Below are 23,723 nucleotides of genomic sequence, written 5' to 3' on the forward strand. Positions count from 1 at the left end.
TCATGGCCGTTCCGCCATTGCGGGCCAGTTTACCTGCCACGGAGTGCTGAATGATGGAAGGCCGTCTGCTGAATGCCATACCGCTGAGTTCGCTTTCAGGGGTCGGCCCCGCCCAGTCGGCAAGGCTTGCGCGGCTTGGCCTGGAAAACCTGCAGGACCTGCTGCTGCATCTGCCCTCGCGCTACGAGGATCGCACCCGTCTCTACCCCATTGGCGATGCGCTGCCCGGCATGTTTGTCACCGTGCAGGGCGAGGTGCTGGCCTGCGATATCAGCTTTGGCCGGCGGCGCATGTTGACCTGCCGCATGCGCGACGACAGCGGCATGATGACCCTGCGGTTTTTCAACTTTAACGCCGCGATGAAAAATAGCCTGGCTCCCGGCCGGCGCGTTACCGCCTATGGCGAAATCCGCCGCGGCCAGCAGGGCGCCGAAATTATCCATCCTGAATATCATGTGCTCGGCGATCATGACGACGTCACCCTCGCGCCGTCGTTAACTCCCGTCTATCCCACCACCGAAGGCGTGCGCCAGGCGACGTTGCGCAGCCTGACAGACCAGGCGCTGACCCTGCTTGATACCTGTCCGATTGCCGAGCTGCTGCCGCCGGAGCTGAGCCGGGGCCTGATAAGCCTGCCCGACGCCCTGCGCACTCTGCACCGTCCGGCGCCGGACATTTCGCTCGCCGATCTGGAGCTGGGCAAACACCCGGCGCAACGGCGGCTGATCCTGGAGGAGCTGCTGGCCCATAATCTCAGTATGCTGGCGGTGCGGGCTGGGGTACGCAAGGAGCTGGCGCTGGCGCTGACCGCCGATCATCATCTCAAGCAGCAATTCCTCGGCCGGCTGCCCTTCGCGCCCACCGGCGCCCAGCAACGGGTGGCGACGGAAATCGAGAGCGACCTGGCTCTACCCGTGCCGATGATGCGTCTGGTGCAGGGCGACGTCGGCTCGGGTAAAACCCTGGTGGCGGCCCTGGCGGCGCTGCGAGCCATTGCCCAGGGCAAGCAGGTGGCCTTGATGGCGCCCACCGAACTGCTGGCCGAGCAGCATGCGCAAACGTTTCGCAACTGGTTTGAGCCATTGGGCATTGAGGTGGGCTGGCTGGCCGGCAAACAAAAAGGCAAGGCGCGTATTGCCCAGCAAGATGCCATCGCCGCCGGCAGGGTGGCGATGGTGGTGGGTACCCATGCCATTTTCCAGGAACAGGTGCAATTCTCGGGGCTGGCGCTGGTGATTATCGACGAGCAGCACCGCTTTGGCGTGCATCAGCGCCTGGCATTATGGGAGAAGGGCCTGGCGCAGGGGTTCCATCCCCACCAGCTCATCATGACCGCCACCCCCATCCCGCGCACGCTCGCCATGACCGCCTACGCCGATCTGGATACCTCGGTTATCGATGAGCTGCCCCCCGGCCGCACGCCCGTGACCACGGTGGCCATTCCCGACACCCGGCGCGAAGATGTCATCCAGCGGGTGCGCCAAGCCTGCTTACAGGAGCAGCGCCAGGCCTATTGGGTCTGCACCATCATCGAGGAATCCGATCTGCTGGAAGCCCAGGCGGCGCAGGCCACCTGGGAGGGGCTCGCCGCCGCCCTGCCGGAACTGACCGTCGGGATGGTGCATGGGCGCATGAAATCACAGGAAAAACAGCAGATTATGCAGGCATTCAAGGCCGGTGAGGTTCACTTGCTGGTGGCGACCACCGTTATTGAGGTTGGCGTCGATGTGCCCAACGCCAGCCTGATGATTATCGAGAACCCGGAACGCCTGGGACTGGCGCAGCTGCATCAGCTGCGCGGCCGCGTGGGACGCGGCGCGGTGGCCTCGCACTGTGTGCTGCTCTATAAATCGCCCCTGAGCAAAACCGCGCAGCGGCGTCTACAGGTGCTGCGGGATACCAACGACGGTTTTATCATCGCGCAACAAGATCTGGAGATCCGCGGCCCCGGGGAATTGCTGGGCACGCGCCAGACCGGCAACGCGGAATTCAAAGTGGCCGATCTGCTGCGCGACCAGGCCATGATCCCGGAAGTCCAGCGGCTGGCGCGCCATATCCACCAACACTATCCCGCCGCCGCCCAGGCGCTGATTGAGCGCTGGATGCCGGAGCGCGTGCGCTATACCAACGCCTGAGCCATAAGTATTCCCTCTTGTTCCCTCCTGCCGGCATCGGCACCCGGGGCGCCGGCCTGAAATCTGCGCCGGCATTGACCTATATCAACCGGCGCGGGCGCAGGTCGCGAGCAATCGTTTGCTTTTAAAAACAGGATGATTAAAATGCCTCCTTTGCCGCCCAGGAATGTTTCCCCCCATGACCATGCCAGCCACTGACGTTGATGACGCGCCGATTCCCGTTGCCAAAAGCGAGCTGATTTATCACCTCGACGATCGTCCGCCGCTGGCGGAAACCCTGTTTGCCGCCTGCCAGCATCTGCTGGCCATGTTTGTCGCCGTGATTACGCCCGGCCTGTTAATCTGCCAGGCGCTGGGGCTCCCGGCGCAGGACACGCAGCATATTATCAGCATGTCGCTGTTTGCCTCCGGCCTGGCCTCACTGCTGCAAATCAAGACCTGGGGACCGGTGGGATCGGGCCTGCTGTCCATCCAGGGCACCAGCTTTAACTTTGTCACGCCGCTTATCATGGGCGGCCTGGCGCTGAAAAACGGCGGCGCCGATGTGCCCACGATGATGGCGGCCCTGTTCGGCACGCTGATGGTGGCGTCCTGCACGGAAATTTTATTATCCCGCGTACTGCACCTGGCCCGGCGCATCATTACGCCGCTAGTATCGGGTATCGTGGTGATGATTATCGGCATTTCCCTGATCCAGGTCGGCCTGACTTCCATCGGCGGCGGTTTCGCCGCCATGGGCGATCATACCTTCGGCGCGCCGAAAAACCTGATGCTGGCGGGCGTGGTGCTGCTGGTCATCATCCTGCTCAATCGTCAGCGCAATCCCTATCTGCGGGTCGCCTCGCTGGTGATCGCCATGGCGGTGGGCTATCTGGCGGCCTGGATGATGGGCATGTTGCCGCAGACCGCTCCCGCGCCGGCGCAATCCATAATCATGGTGCCGACCCCGCTGTATTACGGCCTGGGTTTTGACTGGGATCTGCTTATCCCGCTGATGCTGGTATTTATGGTCACTTCGCTGGAGACCATCGGCGATATTACCGCCACCTCCGACGTCTCGGAACAGCCGGTACGCGGCCCCATCTATATGCGGCGCCTGAAAGGCGGCGTGCTGGCCAACGGCCTGAATTCAATGCTGTCGGCCGTGTTCAACACTTTCCCAAACTCCTGTTTCGGTCAAAATAACGGCGTCATCCAACTGACCGGCGTCGCCAGCCGTTATGTTGGTTTTGTGGTGTCGCTGATGCTGATTGCGCTGGGGCTGTTTCCGGTGGTCAGCGGCTTTGTACAGCATATTCCCGAGCCGGTGCTGGGCGGCGCGACTATCGTCATGTTCGGCACCATCGCCGCGTCCGGCGTACGTATCGTATCCCGTGAACGGCTTAATCGCCGCGCCATTATGATTATCGCCCTATCGTTGGCGGTAGGGCTGGGCGTGTCGCAGCAGCCGCTGATTTTGCAGTTCGCGCCGCAGTGGCTGAAGACCCTGATGTCCTCCGGCATTGCCGCCGGCGGCATTACCGCCATCATCTTGAATTTATTGTTCCCGCCGGAACATAATTAATTAGTTAGCTATCATTTTTTTGCGGTCGCCGTATCAATACGGCGGCTTTTTTTTGTCTGAAGCACATTGGCTATTGAGAAGCCCCGTTAATTACGGCATAAACTGGGTAACCTTTATGACAGCTATGGATTTGAGCAATGAAATTTATTGGGAAACTCTTATTATCAATACTTTTGATAGTGCTATTGATAATTATCCTGATCTACGTGTTGCTGCAAACCACCTGGGGCGCCGGCTGGGTTAGCCGGTTAGTCACCCAGCATACCGGCTACCAATTATCGTTTAATAAGATCACCCACAACTGGTCCGATCCGGGCGACATTTATTTCGACAACATCTCTTTCGGGCAAAAAGAACGCCGGGCTACGCTTGTGGCCAAACGGCTGGTGGCCGGATTCAGCATCCGCCAATTCACCGATCCCTATCACTTCTACCGCATCCAGCTGCAGGACGGCACCCTAAACCTGGACCCCGCCTCGCTGGCATTCCCGCTGCAGGCGGATGTGCTGCAGCTCAATGGCATGGCCATCCAGTCCCCTTACGGCGGCTGGGAGCTGAACGGTCAAAACGTCAATGCCGGCATCACTCCCTGGCAACCGCAGACCGGCTTTCCCTTGGGGCGTAACGCCCGTTTCCAGATCAGCGCCCGTTCCCTCACCCTTAACGGCATCCCGGCGGAAAACGTCCTGGTGCAGGGCGAAATCAATAATAACCAGCTGCGGCTGGATAATCTGGGCGCCGATTTATCCCAGGGGGAATTAACCGGCAATGCGCGGCGGGACGAAGACGGCGCCTGGCAGGTGGATAACCTGCGCCTGAGCAATGTACGCATGCAGACCACGCAAAGCCTGGATGAGTTTCTGCGCCAGCTATCGGAGGTGCCTAAAATCACCATCCATCGCTTCGATTTAATTGATGCGCGTATGGAAGGCAAGAACTGGGCCTTTAGCGATCTGGATTTAACCCTGCGCAATATTACCTTTCAGGATGGCGACTGGTCGTCGGATGACGGTAGCCTGTCGTTTAACGCCAGCGACCTGATTAACGGCGCCGTGCATTTAAACGATCCCATAGCCAATATGACCCTGTCGCCGCAGGGCATCGAAATACGCCAGTTCAGCGGGCGCTGGCAGGGGGGACTGATGCGCACCTCGGGTCGCTGGCTGCGGGACGGCCAGCGTCTGGAATTGGACGAATTCATGGTGGCTGGGCTGGAATATACCTTGCCCGGGCAATGGCTGGACAGTTGGCTGCAACCCCTGCCCTCGTGGCTGGCCGACGTGCAGGTGAACAAATTTACCGCCAACCGCAATCTGCTGATAGATATTAATCCCGCGTTTCCATTTCAAATCACCGCGCTGGACGGCTATGGCAAAAACCTGGTATTGGCGCGGGATCATCAATGGGGCATCTGGTCCGGCAGCCTGACCCTTAACGGCAGCGACGCCACCTTTAATAAAATCGATGTCCGGCGCCCGTCGCTGGCGTTAACCGCCGACCAGGGCAGGATCGCCGTCACCGAACTGAGCGCCTTTGCCGGCGAGGGGCTGTTTGAGGCCACGGCGGTGATCAACCAGCAGGGCGAACGGGGATTTACCCTGAATCTTAACGGACGGGCGGTGCCGTTAAACATACTGCAGCGCTGGGGCTGGCCCGTGGCGCCCTTGCCGGGCAACGGCAATACGCAGCTCACGCTGGCCGGGAAAATGCCCGCCAACGCGCCGTTTAAACCCACCCTGAACGGCAGGCTGCATGCGCTGAACGTACAGGGCCAAACGGTGGATCAAACCATGGTCAACGGAGAACTGGCGCCGGCAGCGCCGTAAACGGCATGACTTGTCCCTCATGCCCACTTTTTGCCCATATTAGCCGGCCTGGGAGCCGCCGCGCTCCAGCGGCTTGTCCGGCGCTGGCGGCAATACCAGGTAAACGCCTTTGAATATGGCGCCTTTATCTTCATTGCCGAACAACTCGACCTCAAGCTGTACCCGCGCCTTGCGTCCGCGCGCCAGGCGATCGAGATCGCCGCTCAGCGAACCCAGATCCGCCACGGCGCAGGGCCGGCCGGTCACCGGGGTGAGATAGCGGATATGGGCATCGGCCAGGATAATAGTGCCGCCCAATTGGCGCTCACGCAGCAATAGCCATATCAGCCCCCAGCCGGTCAGGGTCGCCAGCGAAAACAGGCTGCCGGCAAACAGGGTATGGTGGGGATTCTGGTTACCGGTTTCAGGCATGGTGGTCATAAACTTCTGGCCGGTGTACTGGCTGATGCGCACGCCCATCTTTTCGCTGAGCGGAATATGCTGGTACCAAGCCTGCTGCAATTGGCCGCACCAGTCCGGCCGGTGCAAAATATCATCCAGTGTCACGATGGGCTTGATCATTAAAAAATGGCGTATCGGCGTGGTGGACGGCACCGTGATTTCGCCCTGGTTGATAAACCCCAGCTTGGCGAAGAAGTCCACCGCGTCCTCGCGCGCGCTGCAGACCACCCGTTTGACCCCTTCCTGGCGCGCCACGGACTCCAGCGTCATGGCCACCAGCGTGCCCAGGCCTTTATCCTGTACCTGAGGGTCGACCGCCAGGAACCGGATGGAGGCTTCATTGTCGGCATTGATGTACAGCCGGCCGATGGCCACCGGCTTGCCGTTTTCGTCGACCACCATCTGGTGATGCGCCGTCGCGTCATAGGCGTCCCTTTCGGAACCTTGCGGCTGATGCAACGGCTTGCGTAGCATTTCCCAGCGGAACTGATAGTAGTCGCTGAGTTCTTGTTCGGTGTGTGGAACGCGCAGGTGATACATGCCATGTTCTCTCTATAAAGGGCTTTAACGTCTTATACCTGAAGCCAGAAGGTCACCGGGCCGTCATTCACCAGCGAGACCTGCATATCAGCGCCGAAGCGGCCGGTCTCGGTCCTGATATCCTTCTTACGGCAGCAGTCGTTAAAATACTCATACAGTTCTTCGGCCAGGGCGGGCGGGGCGGCGTGCGAAAAGCCGGGGCGCAGCCCCTTATCGGTTTGCGCCGCCAGCGTGAACTGGGATACTACCAGCACGTCGCCGCCGGCCTGGCGGACATTAAGATTCATTTTACCCTGCCCGTCGCCGAAGATGCGGTAGGCCAAAACGCGCTCGCATAACGTTGCCGCCTTTTGCCTGTCGTCATCCCGTTCGACGCCGAGCAGGATCAGCAAACCGGGGCCGATGGCGCCCACGCTTAAGCCCCCGATGGCGACATCCGCGCGCAACACCCGTTGTATCAAGGCAATCATCGCGATAACCGCTCCTCTTGCCGCAACCGCCGGTGCTCCGTCAGCGAGGCGGTGATCTCCGCCCCCAGTAATACAATACACCAGCTCCAATAGACCCAAAGAAATAAGATGGGTATCACCGCCAGCACGCCGTAAATCAGCTGATACGATGGGAACATGGTGACATATAAGCCGAAGGCCTTTTTACCCAGTTCGAACAGCGCGCCCGCCACCACCGCGCCGATCAGGGCATCCCGGCCGGGAACGCGCACCGTGGGCACGACGCAATACAATAACCAGAATGAGGCGCAGGAAAGCACCAACGGGAATATCCGCAGCACCAGGGTGACGAATGTCGTGGTGCCGGTATTGTTAAGCCAGGTCAGGGAGATTAAATATGAGCTTATCACCATACTGGCGCCGGTCAGTATCGGCCCCAGCGTCAACACCATCCAGTAAACCGCGAAAGAGAAAATGATCGGCCGCTTGTTTTTGCTGCGCCAGATGGTGTTCAGCACCGTATCGACCGAATAAATCAGCAACAGCGCGGTCACGATAAGCCCGCAGGTTCCCACCGCCGTCATCTGGCTGGTATTAAGGATAAACTGCTCGAGATAGCGCTGGATAACGTCGCCGGTGGCCGGCATGAAGTTATGGAAGATAAACGACTTCAGCTGGACGCTGGCGCCGGAAAAGACCGGAAAGGCGGCGATAAGCGCAAATACGACGGTAACCAGCGGCACCAGCGAAAGCAGGGATACATAGGCCAGATGGCCGGCCAGCACCGTCATCCCGTCATGGTCGATACGTTTATATAACAGGGAACAGAACGAGAAAAAACGGATAAATTTTTTCCGATAAGCAGCTCTCATCGCCACAGCCTCCCCGATGAATACGCCACTTACGCAAAATAAGCGGGTATTACGCCCGGATCCGTTACATGAACCGACTGTAAGCCAATGCTTTGCGCGCCCTTGATATTCTCGGCGTTATCATCGAAGAAAACCGCGTCCTGGGCGCTTACCCCTTCCTGCTCGAGCACGGCGCGATAAATCGCCGGGTCGGGTTTGCGCATGCCCAGGTCCTGCGATAAATAGAGCTTATCCACGCACTGCTGGATCTCGGGATACTGGCTCGGCCAATAGTCGCAGTGCAAACGGTTGGTATTGGACAATATCACTACCCGGTGGCCCTGTTCGCGCAGGCGATGGATGATGTCGATGACCTCGGGACGCACGCCGACGAACACCGCCTGCCAGCCGGCGGTAAACTGCTCAAAACTCAGGGCGATGCCCAATTCATTGCAGATCAGGGCGGCAAACGCCTCATCGGTAATATCGCCCCTTTCGTGCTGCTCGAAAGCATCGCCCATGACGAACTGTTTCTTCAGACGGGCCAGGGGCACACCGCTGAGATTACTCCATACACCCAACACGCGGTTGAAATCGATATCTATCACGACATTACCTAAATCAAAGATATAAAGCATGGCTCCCTCCCGATCTTTCATCATGTTCCCACTGTAGCGGGAAAAGGGCCAACTGAACAGCCATGAACACGCATTCGGATGCTTTCGCCGGCCGGCCGTTGACCCCAGCCATGCCGATTCGGTTGTGCCGCGTCCTGAAGGCTAACCGGCCAGTCCGGTCTCCACGCTGAATTCCCGCGTCGCGCCCGGCTCCAGCGCAATCAGTGTGCCGGCCCGGCTGGCGGCGATATGGCCTTCGGGACGGCAGGTGGCCGGCAGGATAAACGCCGCCACTTTTTGATCGCCGTTATGGAGTATCCAGCGCGTGGCATGGTTAAACTGCGCCGTATCGAAACGGGTGACAAAGCGCGGCCCCGTCCCCGGCGCCTGCATAACACATTCCACCCGATCGGTATAGGTTGCCAGGTTGTCGGCAAAAAAGACAATTTCCGGATCGTAGAACTGCGGTTGGTCCAGCGCCTTAAGCGCCGACGGATCGCGGGCCAGCCCGGCGGTATATTCCAGCCATTGCGGCGTGGGGTGCACATGGCCTGGAATCGAGGTACGCAGCGCAAACGCCGCGGCAGGAATATTCTGGCTGAAGGTCGCCAGGGGAACATAGGCGTAGTTCATATGGCACATATACTGGAGCGGCATCGGCACGCTGGCCAGATTGGTGACCCGCATGGCGATGGTCATCAGTGTCGCGCCGGCGCCCAGCCTGACCGAGGGCGACGCCAGGTAATGATCACCAAAGCCTTTAACATATTCATAGCCGCCGCCCAGGGTTACGCTGTCGCCATCCACCAGCAGGAAAGCGCTGTCCATACGTGCGCAGGGCATTTCGCCATGCAGGGGATGGGTATCTTCCGGCGCCGGGCAGCCGTTGCTCAGCAGGCCGGAGTGGAACGCAAAGCAGCCATAGGTATCCACCACCGACTCGCCCCATTTGGGCTCGCTAAAGGGGTTCTCCATGCGCAGGCTATGGCCGTCGAACTGCGCGTCCCATACCATCTGCCCGTAAAAGGGCAGCAGGGTGATAAACCCCCGGCTATTGCGCAGGGTCACGGCCTCGATACCCGAAGGATAGGTAAATAACGTGACGCTAAGTTCACCATTCTCCACCAGACGAAACGGCTGTCCGGTGAATTGCTGGCGCGTAAGATGAATAACAGCGGCCATAATATTGACTCCTTGCTTAAAGTTGGTTATCCATCATCGATTCCGCGGTCGCGATTCGCGGTTGTTTATTGCGCAGTTCGCCCCAGAAATAGTAACCGACATAGGCAAAGCACAATAATGACACGCCGAACGCCTGTTTCATCGACCCGAGATGATCGGAGACATACCCCTGGATTGCCGGCACCACGGCGGCGCCGACGATGGCCATAACGATCACCGCGCCGGCCACTTCGGTATATTTATTATCCACCGTATCGAGCGTGCCGGCATAAATGGTGGCCCAGCAGGGTCCGAACAGTACGCTGACAAATACCGCGGCATAGACGGCGGTGAAGTTCGGCACCAGCACCACATAGGCCAGCGTCGCCACGCCCAGGATAGAATAGGCGATAAGGACTTTTTGCGGGGTAAAGCGCGTCATCAGGAAATTGGCGACAAATTTACCGATAAAAAAACAAATAAAGCTGTAAATCATAAAGTTGGACGCGTCACGCTCATTTACCGCCCCCAGGTTCAGCGCCAAACGGATGGTAAACGACCATACGGCCACCTGCATGCCCACATAGAGAAACTGCGCCGCGATGCCCTTGCGAAAGCGCGCATTGCCGGCAAGATAACGCAGCGTTTCGCCCATGCCGGGCGCGGCGCGGCGGTTTTGCTTATCGGGCTGCGGTTTGCAGTGGGGATACCGGGTGAGCATAAACAGCACCATCACCACCACCAGCACCATAATCAGGTATTTATAGGGTTCCAGGGTCAGTTCCAGCATATTGAGACGGAACTGATGCACCTGCTCCGGCGTCATTGCGGCCATTTGGCTGCTTAAACTGCCGCCTTCCTGAAACACCAGGTATTTCCCCAGCACAATACCCATCAGCGCGCCGATGGGATAAAACGTCTGGCTGATGTTCAGCCGCAGGGTCGCGTAATCGCGATGACCGATCATCGAGCTGTAGGTATTGGCCGCGGTCTCAAGAAAGCTTAAGCCGATGGCGATGGCAAAAATGGCCGCCAGGAACATGGTATAGGTGGCCATATGGGAGGCGGGATAGAACAGTACGCAGCCGATGATATACAGCGACAGGCCGATCATAATGGCCATTTTGTAGCTGCTTTTGCGGATAACCATCGACGCCGGGATGGCAATCAGGAAATAACCGCCGTAAAAGGCGCTTTGCACCAGGGCGCTGGCAAAATCGCTCAATGCGAACACCGTTTTGAACTGGGTGATCAGGATATCGTTAAGGCTGGCGGCGCAGCCCCATAGCGGAAACAGGCAGGACAGCAGGATAAATTGAAACAACGGTGTTTTGTTTAAATAGCCGTCAGGCATTTGTACCGTATTGTGGCGCATGATGTTATTCCTGATGAAGGGTGGCAAGGAAATCATGGAACTGGGAAGCCTCGGCATAGGAACGCTGGGTGCCTTTACCCCGGACGCTGTAGGCGGCATAGGCGGACGCGTAGCGCATGGCCTGTTTGATATCGCCGCGCGCGACAAAATAATGCGCAAAACAGCCGATAAACGCATCGCCGGCGCCGCTGGTATCCACGGCGTCGACCGGTACCGGATCGACCCGGTACACCTCGTTGCCGCTTAGCCACATCGAGCCGCGATGCCCCATGGTAATAATCAGGTTCTTCAATCCTTTGGCCAGCAGCGAACGGCCGGCCAGCAGGATATGCTCCTCGCTGTCCACCGGCATGCCGGTCAGAATTTCCAGCTCTGTCTCGTTAGGCATAAAAAAGTCGCACCGGCAGGCATACGCGATATCCAGTTCCCGGGTGGCGGGCGCCGGATTAAGGATTACGGGAACCTGATGCCGGGCGGCAAAATCAATGGCGTGATAGACGGTGGCGAGCGGAATTTCCAGTTGCAGGATAATCAGCCGGCAGCCCTTGAGCTGTTCCGCCGCCCGATCGATGTCCTGCGCGCCGAGGTGATCGTTGGCGCCTTTGATAATCAGGATGCGATTATGTGAATCTGGATCGACAAAAATCGGCGCTACGCCGCTGGATACGCCCGCCACCGTTTCCACATAGCGCGTATCGACCCCATGGCGCACCAGGTTGTTAACGGTATTGTCCGCAAAGAGATCCTCGCCGACTTTACTGATCATCATCACCTCCGCCCCCAGCTTGGCGGCGGCTACCGCCTGATTGGCGCCTTTGCCGCCGCAGCCGATTTCAAAACCGGGGGCTTCCAGCGTTTCCCCGGTTTTAGGCATCTCTTTGATATAGGTGATTAAATCCACCATGTTGGAACCGATAACTGCGATATCCATAATTATTAGCCCTCATATTTTTAACCTTATTCAATGTTATTTTATTAACACTAACAAGACAAAAATGTTAGTAACATGACAATGATCACATCGTTTAATGAAAATTAAATTGCCACATGCCTATTGTAAGAGGCTTCTGTAATGTTATTATTCTCACATTATTATCGTGATAATACACATAAAGGACATTAACATGACTTCCCCTGAAATCGATTTTGCCCCTTACATCGACCATACCCTGCTGGCGCAGGATGCCACCGAAGCGCAGATCACCACGTTATGCGGCGAGGCTAAACAGTGCGGATTTTATGCGGTCTGCGTCAATTCCGGGTATGTGCCGCTTGCCGCGCGCTTGCTGCGCGACAGCCCGGTAAAAGTCTGCTCGGTGATCGGTTTTCCGTTGGGCGCCGGCCTGACCGCCGCCAAGGCGTTCGAGGCGCAGGCGGCGATTGCGGCGGGTGCGCAGGAAATAGATATGGTGATTAACGTCGGTTGGCTCAAAAGCGGCAATATTGACGCGGTAACCGCCGATATCCGCGCGGTCCGCGAGGTTTGCGCGGCTATTCCGTTGAAGGTAATATTGGAAACCTGTTTGTTGAGTTCACCACAAATTGTCGCGGTTTGCCGGATATGCCGCGAACTGAAGGTGGCGTTTGTGAAAACATCCACCGGCTTCAGCACCGGCGGCGCAAAAGAAGAACATGTCAGGCTGATGCGCGAAACCGTCGGCGAGGGTATGGGCGTAAAGGCCTCCGGCGCCGTACGCGATCGCCAGACCGCCACCGCCATGATCCTGGCCGGCGCCACCCGAATCGGCACCAGTTCAGGTGTCGCGATCGTATCGGGCAAGGCGTCCGCCAGCGACTATTAATTTCTGAGAACCCGGCGGAAATCGGGTCTGATAACGCAGGATGTCATATGGAAACGCGGCGCGAAGAAAGGATTAATAAACTGATACTCGCCCTGAAGCGGGAAGATAAGCTTCATTTGAAAGATGCCGCCGTCCTGCTGGGCGTCTCGGAGATGACCATCCGCCGCGATCTCAGCGCCGAACCCGCGCAGGTCGTACTGCTGGGCGGTTACGTGGTTAACGATCCGCGCAATAATAACGTTACCCACTATTTTGTTTCGGATCAAAAAGCCAAGCACGTTGAGGAAAAAACCCTTACCGGCCGCCTGGCGGCGGCGCTGATCGAGCCGGACGACACGGTTTTTTTCGACTGCGGCACCACCACCCCGTTTATCATCGATGCGATTGACGATGACCTGGCGTTTACCGCCGTCTGCTATTCCCTGAATACTTTCCTGGCGTTACAAGATCATCCTAATTGCAAAGTGATCTTATGCGGCGGCGAGTTCCACCCCGCCAACTGCATCTTTACGCCGCTGACCCAATATTCCATCCTGGATAATATCCGCCCCGATAAAGCGTTTATCTCCGCGGCGGGTATTGATATCGGTTTCGGCGCCACCTGCTTTAACTTTGACGAACTCACCATGAAGCATCGCGCGTTGTCCATGTCGCAGCAGGCGATCCTGGTGGCCGATCACAGTAAATTCGACAACATCAAACCTGCCTTTATCGGTGCTTTATCCTTGTTCCATACCCTGATAACCGACCAATCGCCGCCGCCGAAATTTCATGAGTATTGCCAACAGCATGACATCAGGCTGCTTTATCGCCGGGAATAGCTGAACGACGGGCAAAAAAATGCCGGGCTGCTTACGCAGACCGGCATTGTTACGTTATCGCCGCCTGGGCCGACGGGTTTAAGCTTCTTTACCCGAACGGTTAGCGCGTTTACGGTCATTTTCGGTCAAATGACGTTTACGTAAACGCACGGACAGCGGTGTCACTTCCACCAGTTCATCATCATCGATAAACTCCAGGGCCTGTTCCAGCGACATCTTGATCGGGGTCACCAGCGTCGTGGCCTCATCGGTGCCGGAAGCACGCATGTTGGTCAGTTTTTTACCTGTCAGGCAGTTTACCGTCAGGTCGTTGGAACGGGTGTGGATGCCGATAATCTGGCCTTCGTACACTTCCGCGCCGTGGCCCAGGAACAAACGGCCGCGATCCTGCAGGCTGTACAAGGCATAGGCTACCGCTTTGCCCTGGCCGTTGGAAATCATCACGCCGTTCTGGCGTTGGCCGATTTCACCCGGACGGACATCGTCATAATGACTGAACGACGAATACAGCAGGCCGGTGCCGGACGTCATGGTTAAAAAGTCGGTACGAAAACCAATCAAGCCGCGGCTGGGGATGATGTAATCAAGACGGATGCGTCCTTTGCCATCCGGCAGCATATCGCGCATTTCACCTTTACGGATGCCCATGGCTTCCATAACCGGGCCCTGGTTCTGTTCTTCGATATCCAGGGTAACCTGTTCGAACGGCTCTTGTTTCTTGCCGTCGACGGTACGATAGATAACTTTCGGGCGCGATACGGCGATTTCAAAACCTTCACGCCGCATGTTTTCGATCAGCACCGACAAATGCAGCTCGCCGCGGCCCGAGACCAGGAAGGTATCCGGATCGACGGTTTCTTCCACGCGCAGGGCCACGTTGTGCACCAGCTCTTTGTTCAGGCGCTCAAGGATCTGGCGGGAGGTGACGTATTTGCCTTCCTTGCCGCAGAACGGCGAGGTGTTGACGCCGAACGACATGGAAACGGTAGGTTCGTCCACCGTCAGCGGCGGCAACGCTTCGACCAGGGCCTGATCGCAAATGGTATCGGAGATATTCAGCTCGCCAAGGCCGGTAACGGCGATGATATCACCCGCTTCCGCCAGCTTGGACTCGATGCGCAGCAGGCCCATATGGCCCAGTACCTGGCCCACTTTGCCGTTGCGACGCTTACCTTCATGGTCGATGATGGTAACAGACTGGTTCGGTTTAACCGAGCCGCGTTTGATGCGGCCGATACCGATGACGCCAACATAGCTGTTGTAGTCAAGCTGCGAAATCTGCATCTGGAACGCGCCGTCGCTGTCGACGTTCGGCGCTTCGACGTTCTTGACGATGGATTCAAACAGCGGGGTCATGTCGCTGGCCATGTTCTCGTGCTCATAGCCCGCAACACCGTTTAACGCGGAGGCATATATGATCGGAAAATCCAGTTGCTCATCGGTTGCGCCGAGGTTGACAAATAAATCAAACACCTGGTCCACTACCCAATCAGGGCGGGCGCCGGGACGGTCGACTTTATTGATGACCACAATGGGTTTGAGACCATAGGCAAAGGCTTTCTGGGTCACGAACCGGGTTTGCGGCATGGGTCCGTCCATGGCGTCGACCAGCAGCAATACCGAGTCAACCATGGACATCACGCGCTCAACCTCGCCGCCGAAATCGGCATGTCCGGGGGTATCAACGATGTTGATACGGTAGTCGTGCCAGTTAATAGCGGTATTTTTAGCGAGGATGGTAATCCCGCGCTCTTTCTCCAAATCGTTGGAGTCCATGACGCGCTCGGTGGCGTCGTTGCGGTCACCCAATGTTCCGGATTGTTGCAACAGCTTATCGACCAGGGTAGTTTTACCATGGTCGACGTGCGCGATGATGGCGATGTTACGCAAATTTTCGATCACAACTTTGCCTCAGGCATTAGAAATAGCGCGTTATTGTACACGTAATAAGCGAGGGACTAAACAAGATCGCGACGATCTCTGCATTTGCGTCATTTTTGACGCTTCGTCATCCCTTTCTCAGTGCATTATTTCACCTCGCCCCATTTATTGCACCAAAATAGTGCCCACTTACTGCCCAAATGCACTAATATAGCGCTATCCCACCAATCTGGTGCAGGCGGACTTTGGTTAATAAGGCCGGAAACGCGGCCCTTCTCATCATTTTGGCAATGTTGGCACACTTTTAGCTACTGTTTATACCAGTCCAGTTTAGCCTAGCCCAGCTAAGTTAAATAAAATTCGATCCATACGATTTCGTTCCACGACGACAATGGCACATCCGGGAGAATACAAGTTATGTCCGCTGAACACGTTTTGACGATGCTTAACGAGCACGAAGTAAAATTCGTCGACCTGCGTTTCACTGATACGAAAGGTAAAGAACAGCACGTCACTATACCAGCCCATCAGGTAGATGCCGACTTCTTTGAAGATGGAAAAATGTTTGACGGCTCCTCCATTGGCGGCTGGAAAGGCATTAACGAGTCCGACATGGTGCTGATGCCCGATGCCAGCACGGCGATGCTCGACCCCTTCTATGAAGAAACCACCCTGATTATCCGTTGCGACATCCTTGAGCCTGCCACCATGCAAGGCTACGATCGCGACCCGCGTTCCATCGCCAAACGCGCCGAAGAGTTTCTGAAAACCTCCGGCATTGCCGATACCGTGCTGTTCGGGCCGGAACCTGAATTTTTCCTGTTTGACGATATCCGCTTTGGTTCGTCAATTTCCGGTTCCCATGTCGCTATTGACGACGTTGAAGCCGCATGGAATACCGATAAAGTTTACGAAGGCGGCAATAAAGGCCATCGTCCCGGCATCAAAGGCGGTTATTTCCCGGTTCCCCCGGTGGATTCATCACAGGATCTGCGTTCCGCCATGTGTTTGACCCTGGAAGAAATGGGCCTGGTGGTTGAAGCTCATCACCATGAAGTCGCCACCGCCGGCCAGAACGAAATCGCCACCCGCTTCAACAGCCTGACGAAAAAAGCCGACGAGATCCAAATTTATAAATATGTCGTGCATAACGTTGCCCATGCCTTCGGCAAAACGGCGACCTTTATGCCGAAACCGATGTTCGGCGATAACGGCTCGGGCATGCACTGCCATATGTCGTTGACCAAAGACGGCAATAACCTGTTCTCCGGCGACAAGTACGGCGGCCTGTCCGAAACCGCCTTGTTCTACATTGGCGGCGTCATCAAACACGCCAAGGCCATCAACGCCCTGACCAACCCGACCACCAACTCCTACAAGCGTCTGGTCCCGGGATATGAAGCGCCGGTTATGCTGGCCTACTCCGCCCGCAACCGCTCAGCCTCCATCCGTATCCCGGTGGTCGCCAGCCCGAAAGCCCGTCGTATCGAAGTGCGCTTCCCGGACCCGGCCGCCAACCCATACCTGGCGTTTGCCGCCCTGCTGATGGCCGGTCTGGACGGGGTTATCAACAAAATCCATCCTGGCGATGCCATGGACAAAAACCTCTACGATCTGCCGCCGGAAGAAGCGAAAGAAATCCCACAGGTGGCCGGTTCGCTGGAAGAAGCCCTTAAGGCGCTGGACGCGGATCGCGAGTTCCTGACCCGTGGCGGTGTTTTCACCGACGACTCCATCGACGCCTATATCACTTTACGCACGGAAGAAGTAGACCGTATTCGCATGACGCCGCATCCGGTGGAATTCGAGCTGTATTACAGCGTATAACTTGACGTTTTTTTGTTGCCGTGGAAACTTTCAGCCCATCTTCGGATGGGCTTTTTTCTCCAGCAAAGCTTGCGCGCAGCCATGCGCATGACGACATAACGGACTAAATGCACTGGTAGAGTGCGGGAGACTGCTTTATGGCTACAGGCTCATTGCCCGATGCTGGGCAGATCCTTAATTCCCTGATCAACAGCATATTGCTGCTGGATAATGACCTTGCCGTTCATTACGCCAATCCGGCGGCGCAACAACTTTTAGCGCAAAGCTCGCGCAAGCTTTTTGGCACGCCGTTGCCTGAGCTGCTGGGCTATTTTTCGCTCAACGTCGAACTGATGCGCGAAAGCCTTAACGCCGGCCAGGGGTTTACCGATAACGAGGTCACGTTGGTGGTTGACGGGCGGGCGCATATCCTTTCCCTTACCGTGCAACGCCTGCCCGAGGATTTTTTCCTGATGGAGCTGGCGCCGATGGATAATCAGCGCCGCCTCAGCCAGGAACAGATTCAGCATGCCCAGCAGGTGGCGGCACGGGATCTGGTGCGCGGCCTGGCCCATGAAATCAAGAACCCGCTGGGCGGTCTGCGCGGCGCGGCGCAACTGCTGGCCAAAGCATTGCCCGATCCCTCGCTGTTGGAATACACCAAGGTGATCATTGAACAGGCCGACCGCCTGCGCAACCTGGTCGACCGATTGCTCGGGCCGCAGCAGCCCGGCATGCACGTTACGCAAAGCATTCACCAGGTGGCCGAGCGGGTTTTCCAACTGGTCTCGCTGGAAAAGCCGGATAACGTCACTCTCCTGCGGGATTACGATCCCAGCCTGCCTGAACTGGCTCACGATCCCGATCAAATGGAACAGGTATTGCTGAATATTACCCGTAATTCGCTGCAGGCGCTGGGTGAAGACGGTGGCACGATCACGATACGCACCCGTACCGCGTTCCAGTTAACGTTGCACGGCGTTCGTTATCGTTTGGTAGCGCGAATTGATATAGAAGACGACGGCCCGGGCGTACCGGCGCAATTACAGGATACGCTGTTCTACCCCATGGTCAGCGGCCGTGAGGGCGGGACCGGTTTAGGGTTATCCATTGCCCGCAGTCTTATCGATCAAAATTCGGGTAAAATTGAATTCAACAGTTGGCCGGGGCATACCGAATTTTCGGTGTTCCTGCCTATTCGCCAGTGAGGTCACTATGCAACGAGGGATAGTCTGGATCGTCGACGACGATAGCTCCATCCGCTGGGTGCTTGAACGCGCCCTCACTGGAGCCGGACTGACTTGCGCCACTTTTGAAGGCGGCAATGAAGTGCTGGAAGCGCTCTCCACCCAAACTCCGGACGTATTGTTATCAGATATCCGCATGCCAGGCATGGACGGCCTGGCATTACTCAAACAGATTAAACAGCGCCATCCGATGCTGCCGGTCATCATCATGACCGCACACTCCGATTTGGACGCCGCGGTCAGTGCTTACCAGCAGGGCGCGTTTGATTACCTGCCCAAGCCGTTCGATATCGATGAGGCGGTGGCGCTGGTTGAGCGCGCGGTCAGCCACTATCTGGAACAGCAGCAGCCGGCGCGCGCGCAGCCGCCTAATGGCCCGACTACCGATATCATTGGCGAGGCGCCGGCCATGCAGGACGTCTTCCGCATTATCGGACGCCTGTCCCGTTCCTCCATCAGCGTCTTGATTAACGGTGAATCCGGTACCGGTAAGGAACTGGTTGCCCATGCCCTGCACCGCCATAGCCCGCGCGCCAAGGCATCGTTCATCGCGCTGAATATGGCGGCGATCCCGAAGGATTTGATTGAATCGGAACTGTTCGGCCATGAGAAAGGCGCCTTTACCGGCGCCAATCAGGTACGCCAGGGACGTTTTGAGCAAGCGGACGGCGGTACCCTGTTCCTGGACGAAATCGGCGATATGCCGCTGGATGTCCAGACCCGCCTGCTGCGCGTATTGGCGGACGGCCAGTTTTACCGGGTCGGCGGTTATGCGCCGGTCAAAGTCGACGTCAGGATTATCGCCGCCACCCATCAGAATCTGGAGGTACGGGTGCAAGAGGGCAAATTCCGCGAGGATTTGTTCCATCGCCTGAACGTTATCCGGGTGCATTTACCGCCGCTGCGGGAACGGCGGGAGGATATTCCCCGCCTGGCGCGCTATTTCCTGCAGGTGGCGGCCAAGGAGCTGGGCGTTGAACCGAAAAACCTGCATCCGGAAACCGAAACCGCGCTGACCCGCCTGCCATGGCAAGGCAATGTCCGTCAGTTGGAAAATACCTGCCGCTGGCTAACCGTCATGGCCGCCGGCCAGGAAGTGTTGATCCAGGATCTGCCGCCGGAGTTATTTGAAAGCACGGCGCCGGACGCCACGGTTCAATCATTGCCGGACAGTTGGGCCACCCTGCTGGCGCAATGGGCGGACCGCGCCCTGCGTTCCGGTCACCAGAACCTGCTTTCCGAAGCCCAGCCGGAGATGGAAAGAACCCTGCTGACCACCGCCCTGCGCCACACCCAAGGTCATAAACAGGAAGCGGCCAGGCTGCTCGGCTGGGGCCGCAATACCCTGACGCGTAAGCTAAAAGAGCTGGGCATGGAATAAAAGTCCAGGTTTTATAACCTGGCGGAATAGCGGCGTAGAAAAAAGCAAAATAACGTGCAAAACGGCGTTATTTTGCCCTTTACATCCCGATTGCAGACAGTATGATCTTGTCGCTGACCGGGAGGAAGACCATGTTAGATTCATTAATCAATTTGCTGTCCCAGGGCGCGGATATGACCGCCGCGGTGGGCCATGCACCGCAAACCGCGCTGGCCGCCATTCTTTGCGCCGCGCTGCTTAACTTTTTCAGCTGATCAAATCACCCGCGAGAACTGGTGCTGGCGCGATTTAGTGCGCAGGTAAACGTCAAAGCACATGCAAATGTTGCGGATCAGCAGGCGACCTTTGGCCGTGACCGTAATCGCCCGGTCGGCCACAGCCACCAGCCCGTCGCGCTCCAGGGGCCGCAGCAGGGCGATGTCATCGGCGAAATACTCGTTAAAAACGATGCCATAGCGGCTTTCCAGCACATTAAAATCGATATAAAACTGACAAATCAACGCTTTGATCACATCACGCCGCAGACAGTCGTCTTCCGACAGCGCCACGCCGCGCCATAAGCCGTTGCCCTGGCGCGCAACGCTTGCCACATAGCTTTTCATCTCTTTCTGGTTCTGCGCATAACTATCCCCGATCATACTTATCGCCGAGATACCCAGCCCCAACAAATCACAGTCGCCCTGGGTGGTATAGCCCTGGAAATTGCGATGCAGCTTGCCGGCGCGCTGCGCCAGGGCTAATTCGTCGTCGGGGCGCGCAAAGTGATCCATGCCGATAAACTGGTAGCCCGCGTCGCATAACGCAGCAATGGAATACTGTAAAATGTCCATTTTCTGCGCGGCATCGGGTAAATCAGCGGTGTTAATTTTTCGCTGGGCGGCAAACAGCGCCGGCATATGCGCATAATTGAATACGCTCAGGCGCTGGGGGTTAAGCGTTATCACCCGTTCCAGGGTATGCCGGAAGCTTGCCAGCGTCTGGCGCGGCAACCCGTAAATCAGGTCGATATTGGTGGAAAGGAAACCCAGCGCCTTGGCGCGGCCGATCAGGTCGAAAATCAGCTGCTCGTCCTGCTCGCGGTTAACCAGCCGCTGGACCTCAGGGTTAAAATCCTGCACGCCCATGCTGATGCGGTTAAACCCTTCGCCATGCAGATGATCCATCATGTCCAGCGCGATATCGCGCGGGTCGATTTCAATGGACATTTCCGCGCCGGGGGCAAAGCGGAATTGCGCGCGCACCACCGCCACCAGGCGCGATATTTGCGCCGGCGACAAAAAGGTAGGCGTGCCGCCGCCCCAGTGCATCTGGGTAACCAGCCGGTCCTGGAACAACGGCGCCCGGCGCCGGATTTCCTGCTCGAGCACATCCAGGTAACGATCGACTTTTTCCGGCTGGCGGGTCACGATTTTATTACAGCCGCAGAAGTAACAGATCTTATGGCAAAAAGGCAGATGCAGATACAGCGACAGCGGCCGGGTGGGATAGCGCGCCACCGCCTGGAGGAAAGCCGGTTCGCCATACCCTTCGCTAAACTCCAGGGCAGTGGGGTAGGACGTGTAGCGCGGCCCGGATTGGTTATATTTTTGAATGAGGGCCGAATCCCATTCTATCGCTGGCACTGACATGGCTGCTTACTCCTTACCAAATTTACGCCGTCCCCGCCGTTTTACGGGCGCGGCCGGTTTTCGCCTGGCGACCCGGGCCAAACGTAACCGTTCTTTACGTCGCGAGAGCCGCCATAGTTTACTCAATAACCACACTAAATAACATGTCAACGGCGTCGCGATCAGCAGCAGCAGCGGGTTCAAAGATTAAAAGGAATCTTTCTGGCCGCGCTTGAGCAATTGCAGCATATCTTCATTTTTGGCGTCGTCGTCTTCATCATCTTCGATCTCAATGCCCAGTTGGGTCATCAGCTCATCGATGCGATCCAGCGTCTTATCCACATAGGCCTGTTCGGGCGCCGACAATTCTTTGCCTTGCTCCAAACGTTGCAATAATTCATCCAGGCGTTCGTCGTTTTCCAGATTCTCCAGCTCCACTTCCGGCAGGATAGCGGTGGTGACGGGAATAACGATGTCCGGCGCCACCGGTTTTTTTACCGTGGGGCCGTCGGCGAGAAGCGGCACGGGTTTTTTGCTGCCGATGCGGCGATCGGGGGCGTGCGCCTGGGTATTACGGCTCCCGCTTTTATTACCTTCCTGCGCCCGCGAGCCGGAAGCCAGGCCGCGCCGTTTTTTCTGACGCTGGCGGGCGCGCCCTTCGGTATTCAACTCTTCGCGGCTTTTGCGCTTGTTCTTGGCGACGACGGGTTTACCGCGCCCGCCTTTTGCTGATGGATTCATGTTGTCTGCTCTGTCGTAAGTGTCATTAAGTATGGAATTGCGGCGAAATCTATCAGAAACCCTGCCAATAAAAAAGGTGGCAGTTAATCTGCCACCATAAAGTAAAGGTGCTTCGCGAGAAAAACAGTCCCCACGGCAATGAACCTGACGGTCCACATCCTGTGTATCGGGTCGTCGCTGCGATGATGTTTTATTCTACGCTATACGAAGCGGATTGGTTAGGGTGTATTCCCTTACGCGCTCATCCTGAGCAGAATTCATCCCTGGGAAAGGTAGGAAAAGGGCTTTGTGCCGGGCTAAAGCGGAGCACTGGGCCAAGTATGGCGCTTTGCGCGCTGCAAAGTGCCACTTTCAGGCGCTCCATGCCTTGTCTGCTAATGTAGCCTAATGAGCTTTACCCGCAATACGCTCCGCGCGCGCCAACGGGCTCTTGTTAACGCGATGATTATTTAACGTTATGATTTATAATTAATTAATTCTAATTTAAACGAGAATGCTTAGTGAGTAGCGAGCCGATCTCTTACAAAGACAAAATGCCGATTACTCACGTGAACCGGCCTGGTTGTTCACATCGGGTCATAACAATGGCGGCGGCGCGGTTGCGGATAAAGATAAAAACCGCTTTTTAGCGTTTACCCCGTATAATTGGCGGCAATAAGTCATCCCGAGGGAGAGGAAAATTTGATCACCTCATACAACTACCATATGACGCATTTTGTCATGAGCGCTCCCGATATCCGCCATTTGCCCGCGGATACCGGCATCGAAGTCGCGTTTGCCGGGCGCTCCAACGCCGGCAAGTCCAGCGCCCTGAATACCCTGACCAATCAAAAAAGCCTGGCCAGGACCAGTAAAACGCCCGGACGCACACAGCTCATCAATCTGTTCGAGGTCGAGCCGGAAATACGCCTGGTGGATCTGCCGGGCTATGGCTACGCCGAAGTGCCTGAAGAAATGAAACGTAAGTGGCAGCGCGCCCTGGGCGAATACCTGCAAAAACGTCATAGTTTAAAAGGGTTGGTGGTACTGATGGATATCCGCCATCCGATGAAAGACCTGGATCAGCAAATGGTGCAGTGGGCCGTTGGGGTGGATATCCCGGTCCTGGTGCTGCTGACCAAATCCGATAAACTGGCTTCCGGCGCGTGCAAAGCCCAGTTGAACCTGGTGCGGGAAGCCGCGGCGGCTTTTGAGGGAGATATACAGGTGGAAGCGTTTTCGTCGCTGAAAAAAACCGGCGTCGACAAGCTGCGCCTTAAGCTGGACACTTGGTTCAGTGAAACCCCGCCGGCGACGGATGAAGAACCGCCGTATACGGAATAACCCGCGGCGCCGGGATGGCGCACAATAAAAAACGCCCCAGCCAATAATGACTGGGGCGGCTAATATTTAGCCAAATCCGATTACGTGAAGTAAAAGGTCTGAAAGATAGAACATCTTACCTCTGTACCCTACATCTGTAACTTTACATCAAATTA

20 protein-coding genes are annotated in these 23,723 nt (G+C 56.9%); 10 read left to right on the forward strand and 10 right to left on the reverse strand.

The annotated features are described in order from the left end of the window. Window positions 1-53 precede the first annotated feature (53 nt). From recG to ABUK12_RS16145, 3 genes are all read left to right on the forward strand, one after another. Entirely contained in the window at window positions 54-2,135 is a 2,082-nt protein-coding gene (recG, locus tag ABUK12_RS16135; RefSeq protein WP_410016666.1) for an ATP-dependent DNA helicase RecG, read from the forward strand. A 184-nt stretch (window positions 2,136-2,319) separates the two neighbouring features. Further along, window positions 2,320-3,699, forward strand: a complete 1,380-nt coding sequence (locus ABUK12_RS16140; protein ID WP_410016667.1) for a nucleobase:cation symporter-2 family protein — start codon at window positions 2,320-2,322, stop codon at window positions 3,697-3,699. 137 nt (window positions 3,700-3,836) lie between these two features. Continuing rightward, the gene (locus ABUK12_RS16145; protein ID WP_410012809.1) at window positions 3,837-5,525 is read left to right on the forward strand and encodes an AsmA family protein; all 1,689 of its coding nucleotides are present in this window, start codon (window positions 3,837-3,839) and stop codon (window positions 5,523-5,525) included. Window positions 5,526-5,564: 39 nt separating this feature from the next. Here the strand turns inward: ABUK12_RS16145 and fabY are convergent, their stop codons facing one another. The 7 genes from fabY to rbsK all read right to left on the reverse strand — a co-directional run bounded on the left by fabY (window position 5,565) and on the right by rbsK (window position 11,890). Further along, window positions 5,565-6,506 (reverse strand): fatty acid biosynthesis protein FabY, encoded by a 942-nt coding sequence (gene fabY, locus ABUK12_RS16150; RefSeq protein WP_410012810.1) that lies wholly within the window; start codon window positions 6,504-6,506, stop codon window positions 5,565-5,567. 32 nt (window positions 6,507-6,538) lie between these two features. Beyond that, window positions 6,539-6,976: a D-aminoacyl-tRNA deacylase gene (gene dtd / locus ABUK12_RS16155; protein WP_410012811.1), complete on the reverse strand. Its 438-nt coding sequence runs from the start codon at window positions 6,974-6,976 to the stop codon at window positions 6,539-6,541. Then, window positions 6,973-7,827: a virulence factor BrkB family protein gene (locus tag ABUK12_RS16160; protein WP_410012812.1), complete on the reverse strand. Its 855-nt coding sequence runs from the start codon at window positions 7,825-7,827 to the stop codon at window positions 6,973-6,975. The genes dtd and ABUK12_RS16160 overlap by 4 nt, the downstream gene beginning before the upstream one ends. Window positions 7,828-7,856: 29 nt before the next feature. Continuing rightward, window positions 7,857-8,444 carry a glucose-1-phosphatase gene (gene yihX, locus ABUK12_RS16165; protein WP_410012813.1) on the reverse strand — a complete coding sequence of 196 codons (588 nt, stop codon included), beginning with the start codon at window positions 8,442-8,444 and terminating at the stop codon, window positions 7,857-7,859. A gap of 141 nt (window positions 8,445-8,585) precedes the next feature. Further along, window positions 8,586-9,605 carry an aldose 1-epimerase family protein gene (locus tag ABUK12_RS16170; protein ID WP_410012814.1) on the reverse strand — a complete coding sequence of 340 codons (1,020 nt, stop codon included), beginning with the start codon at window positions 9,603-9,605 and terminating at the stop codon, window positions 8,586-8,588. Between the two features lie 16 nt (window positions 9,606-9,621). Further along, window positions 9,622-10,959 carry an L-fucose:H+ symporter permease gene (gene fucP / locus ABUK12_RS16175; RefSeq protein WP_410012815.1) on the reverse strand — a complete coding sequence of 446 codons (1,338 nt, stop codon included), beginning with the start codon at window positions 10,957-10,959 and terminating at the stop codon, window positions 9,622-9,624. A gap of 4 nt (window positions 10,960-10,963) precedes the next feature. Next, window positions 10,964-11,890, reverse strand: a complete 927-nt coding sequence (rbsK, locus tag ABUK12_RS16180) for a ribokinase (RefSeq protein ID WP_410012816.1) — start codon at window positions 11,888-11,890, stop codon at window positions 10,964-10,966. Between the two features lie 193 nt (window positions 11,891-12,083). On the opposite strand from rbsK, the gene deoC reads away from it, so the two are divergent. Together deoC and deoR are read left to right on the forward strand one after the other, a co-directional pair. Next, on the forward strand, window positions 12,084-12,761 hold the full coding sequence (deoC, locus tag ABUK12_RS16185; protein WP_410012817.1) for a deoxyribose-phosphate aldolase: 678 nt from the start codon (window positions 12,084-12,086) through the stop codon (window positions 12,759-12,761). Window positions 12,762-12,808: 47 nt separating this feature from the next. Continuing rightward, window positions 12,809-13,582: a DNA-binding transcriptional repressor DeoR gene (gene deoR, locus ABUK12_RS16190; RefSeq protein ID WP_410012818.1), complete on the forward strand. Its 774-nt coding sequence runs from the start codon at window positions 12,809-12,811 to the stop codon at window positions 13,580-13,582. 78 nt (window positions 13,583-13,660) lie between these two features. On the opposite strand, the gene typA is transcribed toward deoR, so the two are convergent. Continuing rightward, window positions 13,661-15,484, reverse strand: a complete 1,824-nt coding sequence (typA, locus tag ABUK12_RS16195; protein WP_410012819.1) for a translational GTPase TypA — start codon at window positions 15,482-15,484, stop codon at window positions 13,661-13,663. Between the two features lie 396 nt (window positions 15,485-15,880). Here typA and glnA point away from each other — a divergent pair, with 396 nt between their 5' ends. The 4 genes from glnA (at window position 15,881) to ABUK12_RS16215 (ending at window position 20,151) form a co-directional block, all read left to right on the forward strand. Continuing rightward, a complete protein-coding gene (gene glnA / locus ABUK12_RS16200) occupies window positions 15,881-17,290 on the forward strand; it encodes a glutamate--ammonia ligase (protein WP_410012820.1) in 1,410 nt (469 codons plus the stop codon). Window positions 17,291-17,427: 137 nt separating this feature from the next. Then, window positions 17,428-18,477, forward strand: coding sequence for a nitrogen regulation protein NR(II) (gene glnL, locus ABUK12_RS16205; protein ID WP_410012821.1), 1,050 nt, complete (start codon window positions 17,428-17,430; stop codon window positions 18,475-18,477). A 7-nt stretch (window positions 18,478-18,484) separates the two neighbouring features. After that, the gene (gene glnG / locus ABUK12_RS16210; protein WP_410012822.1) at window positions 18,485-19,897 is read left to right on the forward strand and encodes a nitrogen regulation protein NR(I); all 1,413 of its coding nucleotides are present in this window, start codon (window positions 18,485-18,487) and stop codon (window positions 19,895-19,897) included. A gap of 131 nt (window positions 19,898-20,028) precedes the next feature. Further along, window positions 20,029-20,151: a YshB family small membrane protein gene (locus ABUK12_RS16215; protein WP_410012823.1), complete on the forward strand. Its 123-nt coding sequence runs from the start codon at window positions 20,029-20,031 to the stop codon at window positions 20,149-20,151. Here ABUK12_RS16215 and hemN read toward each other — a convergent pair whose 3' ends face one another. Together hemN and yihI are read right to left on the reverse strand one after the other, a co-directional pair. Next, window positions 20,152-21,525: an oxygen-independent coproporphyrinogen III oxidase gene (gene hemN / locus ABUK12_RS16220; protein ID WP_410012824.1), complete on the reverse strand. Its 1,374-nt coding sequence runs from the start codon at window positions 21,523-21,525 to the stop codon at window positions 20,152-20,154. Between the two features lie 186 nt (window positions 21,526-21,711). Continuing rightward, window positions 21,712-22,245 carry a Der GTPase-activating protein YihI gene (yihI, locus tag ABUK12_RS16225; protein WP_410012825.1) on the reverse strand — a complete coding sequence of 178 codons (534 nt, stop codon included), beginning with the start codon at window positions 22,243-22,245 and terminating at the stop codon, window positions 21,712-21,714. A gap of 705 nt (window positions 22,246-22,950) precedes the next feature. Between yihI and yihA the strand changes: the two genes are divergently transcribed. Then, on the forward strand, window positions 22,951-23,568 hold the full coding sequence (gene yihA, locus ABUK12_RS16230) for a ribosome biogenesis GTP-binding protein YihA/YsxC (protein WP_410016668.1): 618 nt from the start codon (window positions 22,951-22,953) through the stop codon (window positions 23,566-23,568). The last annotated feature ends 155 nt before the right edge of the window (window positions 23,569-23,723 follow it).

The organism is Sodalis sp. C49, assembly GCF_046352915.1.
Taxonomy (GTDB): Bacteria; Pseudomonadota; Gammaproteobacteria; order Enterobacterales; family Enterobacteriaceae; genus Acerihabitans.

Excerpts from the sequence above, each read along its gene's own strand:
- fucP (WP_410012815.1), bottom strand. The coding sequence starts at position 10,959 with ATGCGCCACAATACGGTACAAATGCCTGACGGCTATTTAAACAAAACA.
- glnG (WP_410012822.1), top strand. The coding sequence starts at position 18,485 with ATGCAACGAGGGATAGTCTGGATCGTCGACGACGATAGCTCCATCCGC.
- rbsK (WP_410012816.1), bottom strand. The coding sequence starts at position 11,890 with ATGGATATCGCAGTTATCGGTTCCAACATGGTGGATTTAATCACCTAT.
- glnL (WP_410012821.1), top strand. The coding sequence starts at position 17,428 with ATGGCTACAGGCTCATTGCCCGATGCTGGGCAGATCCTTAATTCCCTG.
- ABUK12_RS16145 (WP_410012809.1), top strand. The coding sequence starts at position 3,837 with ATGAAATTTATTGGGAAACTCTTATTATCAATACTTTTGATAGTGCTA.
- yihA (WP_410016668.1), top strand. The coding sequence starts at position 22,951 with ATGACGCATTTTGTCATGAGCGCTCCCGATATCCGCCATTTGCCCGCG.
- ABUK12_RS16160 (WP_410012812.1), bottom strand. The coding sequence starts at position 7,827 with ATGAGAGCTGCTTATCGGAAAAAATTTATCCGTTTTTTCTCGTTCTGT.
- fabY (WP_410012810.1), bottom strand. The coding sequence starts at position 6,506 with ATGTATCACCTGCGCGTTCCACACACCGAACAAGAACTCAGCGACTAC.
- dtd (WP_410012811.1), bottom strand. The coding sequence starts at position 6,976 with ATGATTGCCTTGATACAACGGGTGTTGCGCGCGGATGTCGCCATCGGG.
- yihX (WP_410012813.1), bottom strand. The coding sequence starts at position 8,444 with ATGCTTTATATCTTTGATTTAGGTAATGTCGTGATAGATATCGATTTC.
- glnA (WP_410012820.1), top strand. The coding sequence starts at position 15,881 with ATGTCCGCTGAACACGTTTTGACGATGCTTAACGAGCACGAAGTAAAA.
- ABUK12_RS16140 (WP_410016667.1), top strand. The coding sequence starts at position 2,320 with ATGCCAGCCACTGACGTTGATGACGCGCCGATTCCCGTTGCCAAAAGC.
- ABUK12_RS16170 (WP_410012814.1), bottom strand. The coding sequence starts at position 9,605 with ATGGCCGCTGTTATTCATCTTACGCGCCAGCAATTCACCGGACAGCCG.
- recG (WP_410016666.1), top strand. The coding sequence starts at position 54 with ATGGAAGGCCGTCTGCTGAATGCCATACCGCTGAGTTCGCTTTCAGGG.
- ABUK12_RS16215 (WP_410012823.1), top strand. The coding sequence starts at position 20,029 with ATGTTAGATTCATTAATCAATTTGCTGTCCCAGGGCGCGGATATGACC.
- yihI (WP_410012825.1), bottom strand. The coding sequence starts at position 22,245 with ATGAATCCATCAGCAAAAGGCGGGCGCGGTAAACCCGTCGTCGCCAAG.
- deoR (WP_410012818.1), top strand. The coding sequence starts at position 12,809 with ATGGAAACGCGGCGCGAAGAAAGGATTAATAAACTGATACTCGCCCTG.
- hemN (WP_410012824.1), bottom strand. The coding sequence starts at position 21,525 with ATGTCAGTGCCAGCGATAGAATGGGATTCGGCCCTCATTCAAAAATAT.
- deoC (WP_410012817.1), top strand. The coding sequence starts at position 12,084 with ATGACTTCCCCTGAAATCGATTTTGCCCCTTACATCGACCATACCCTG.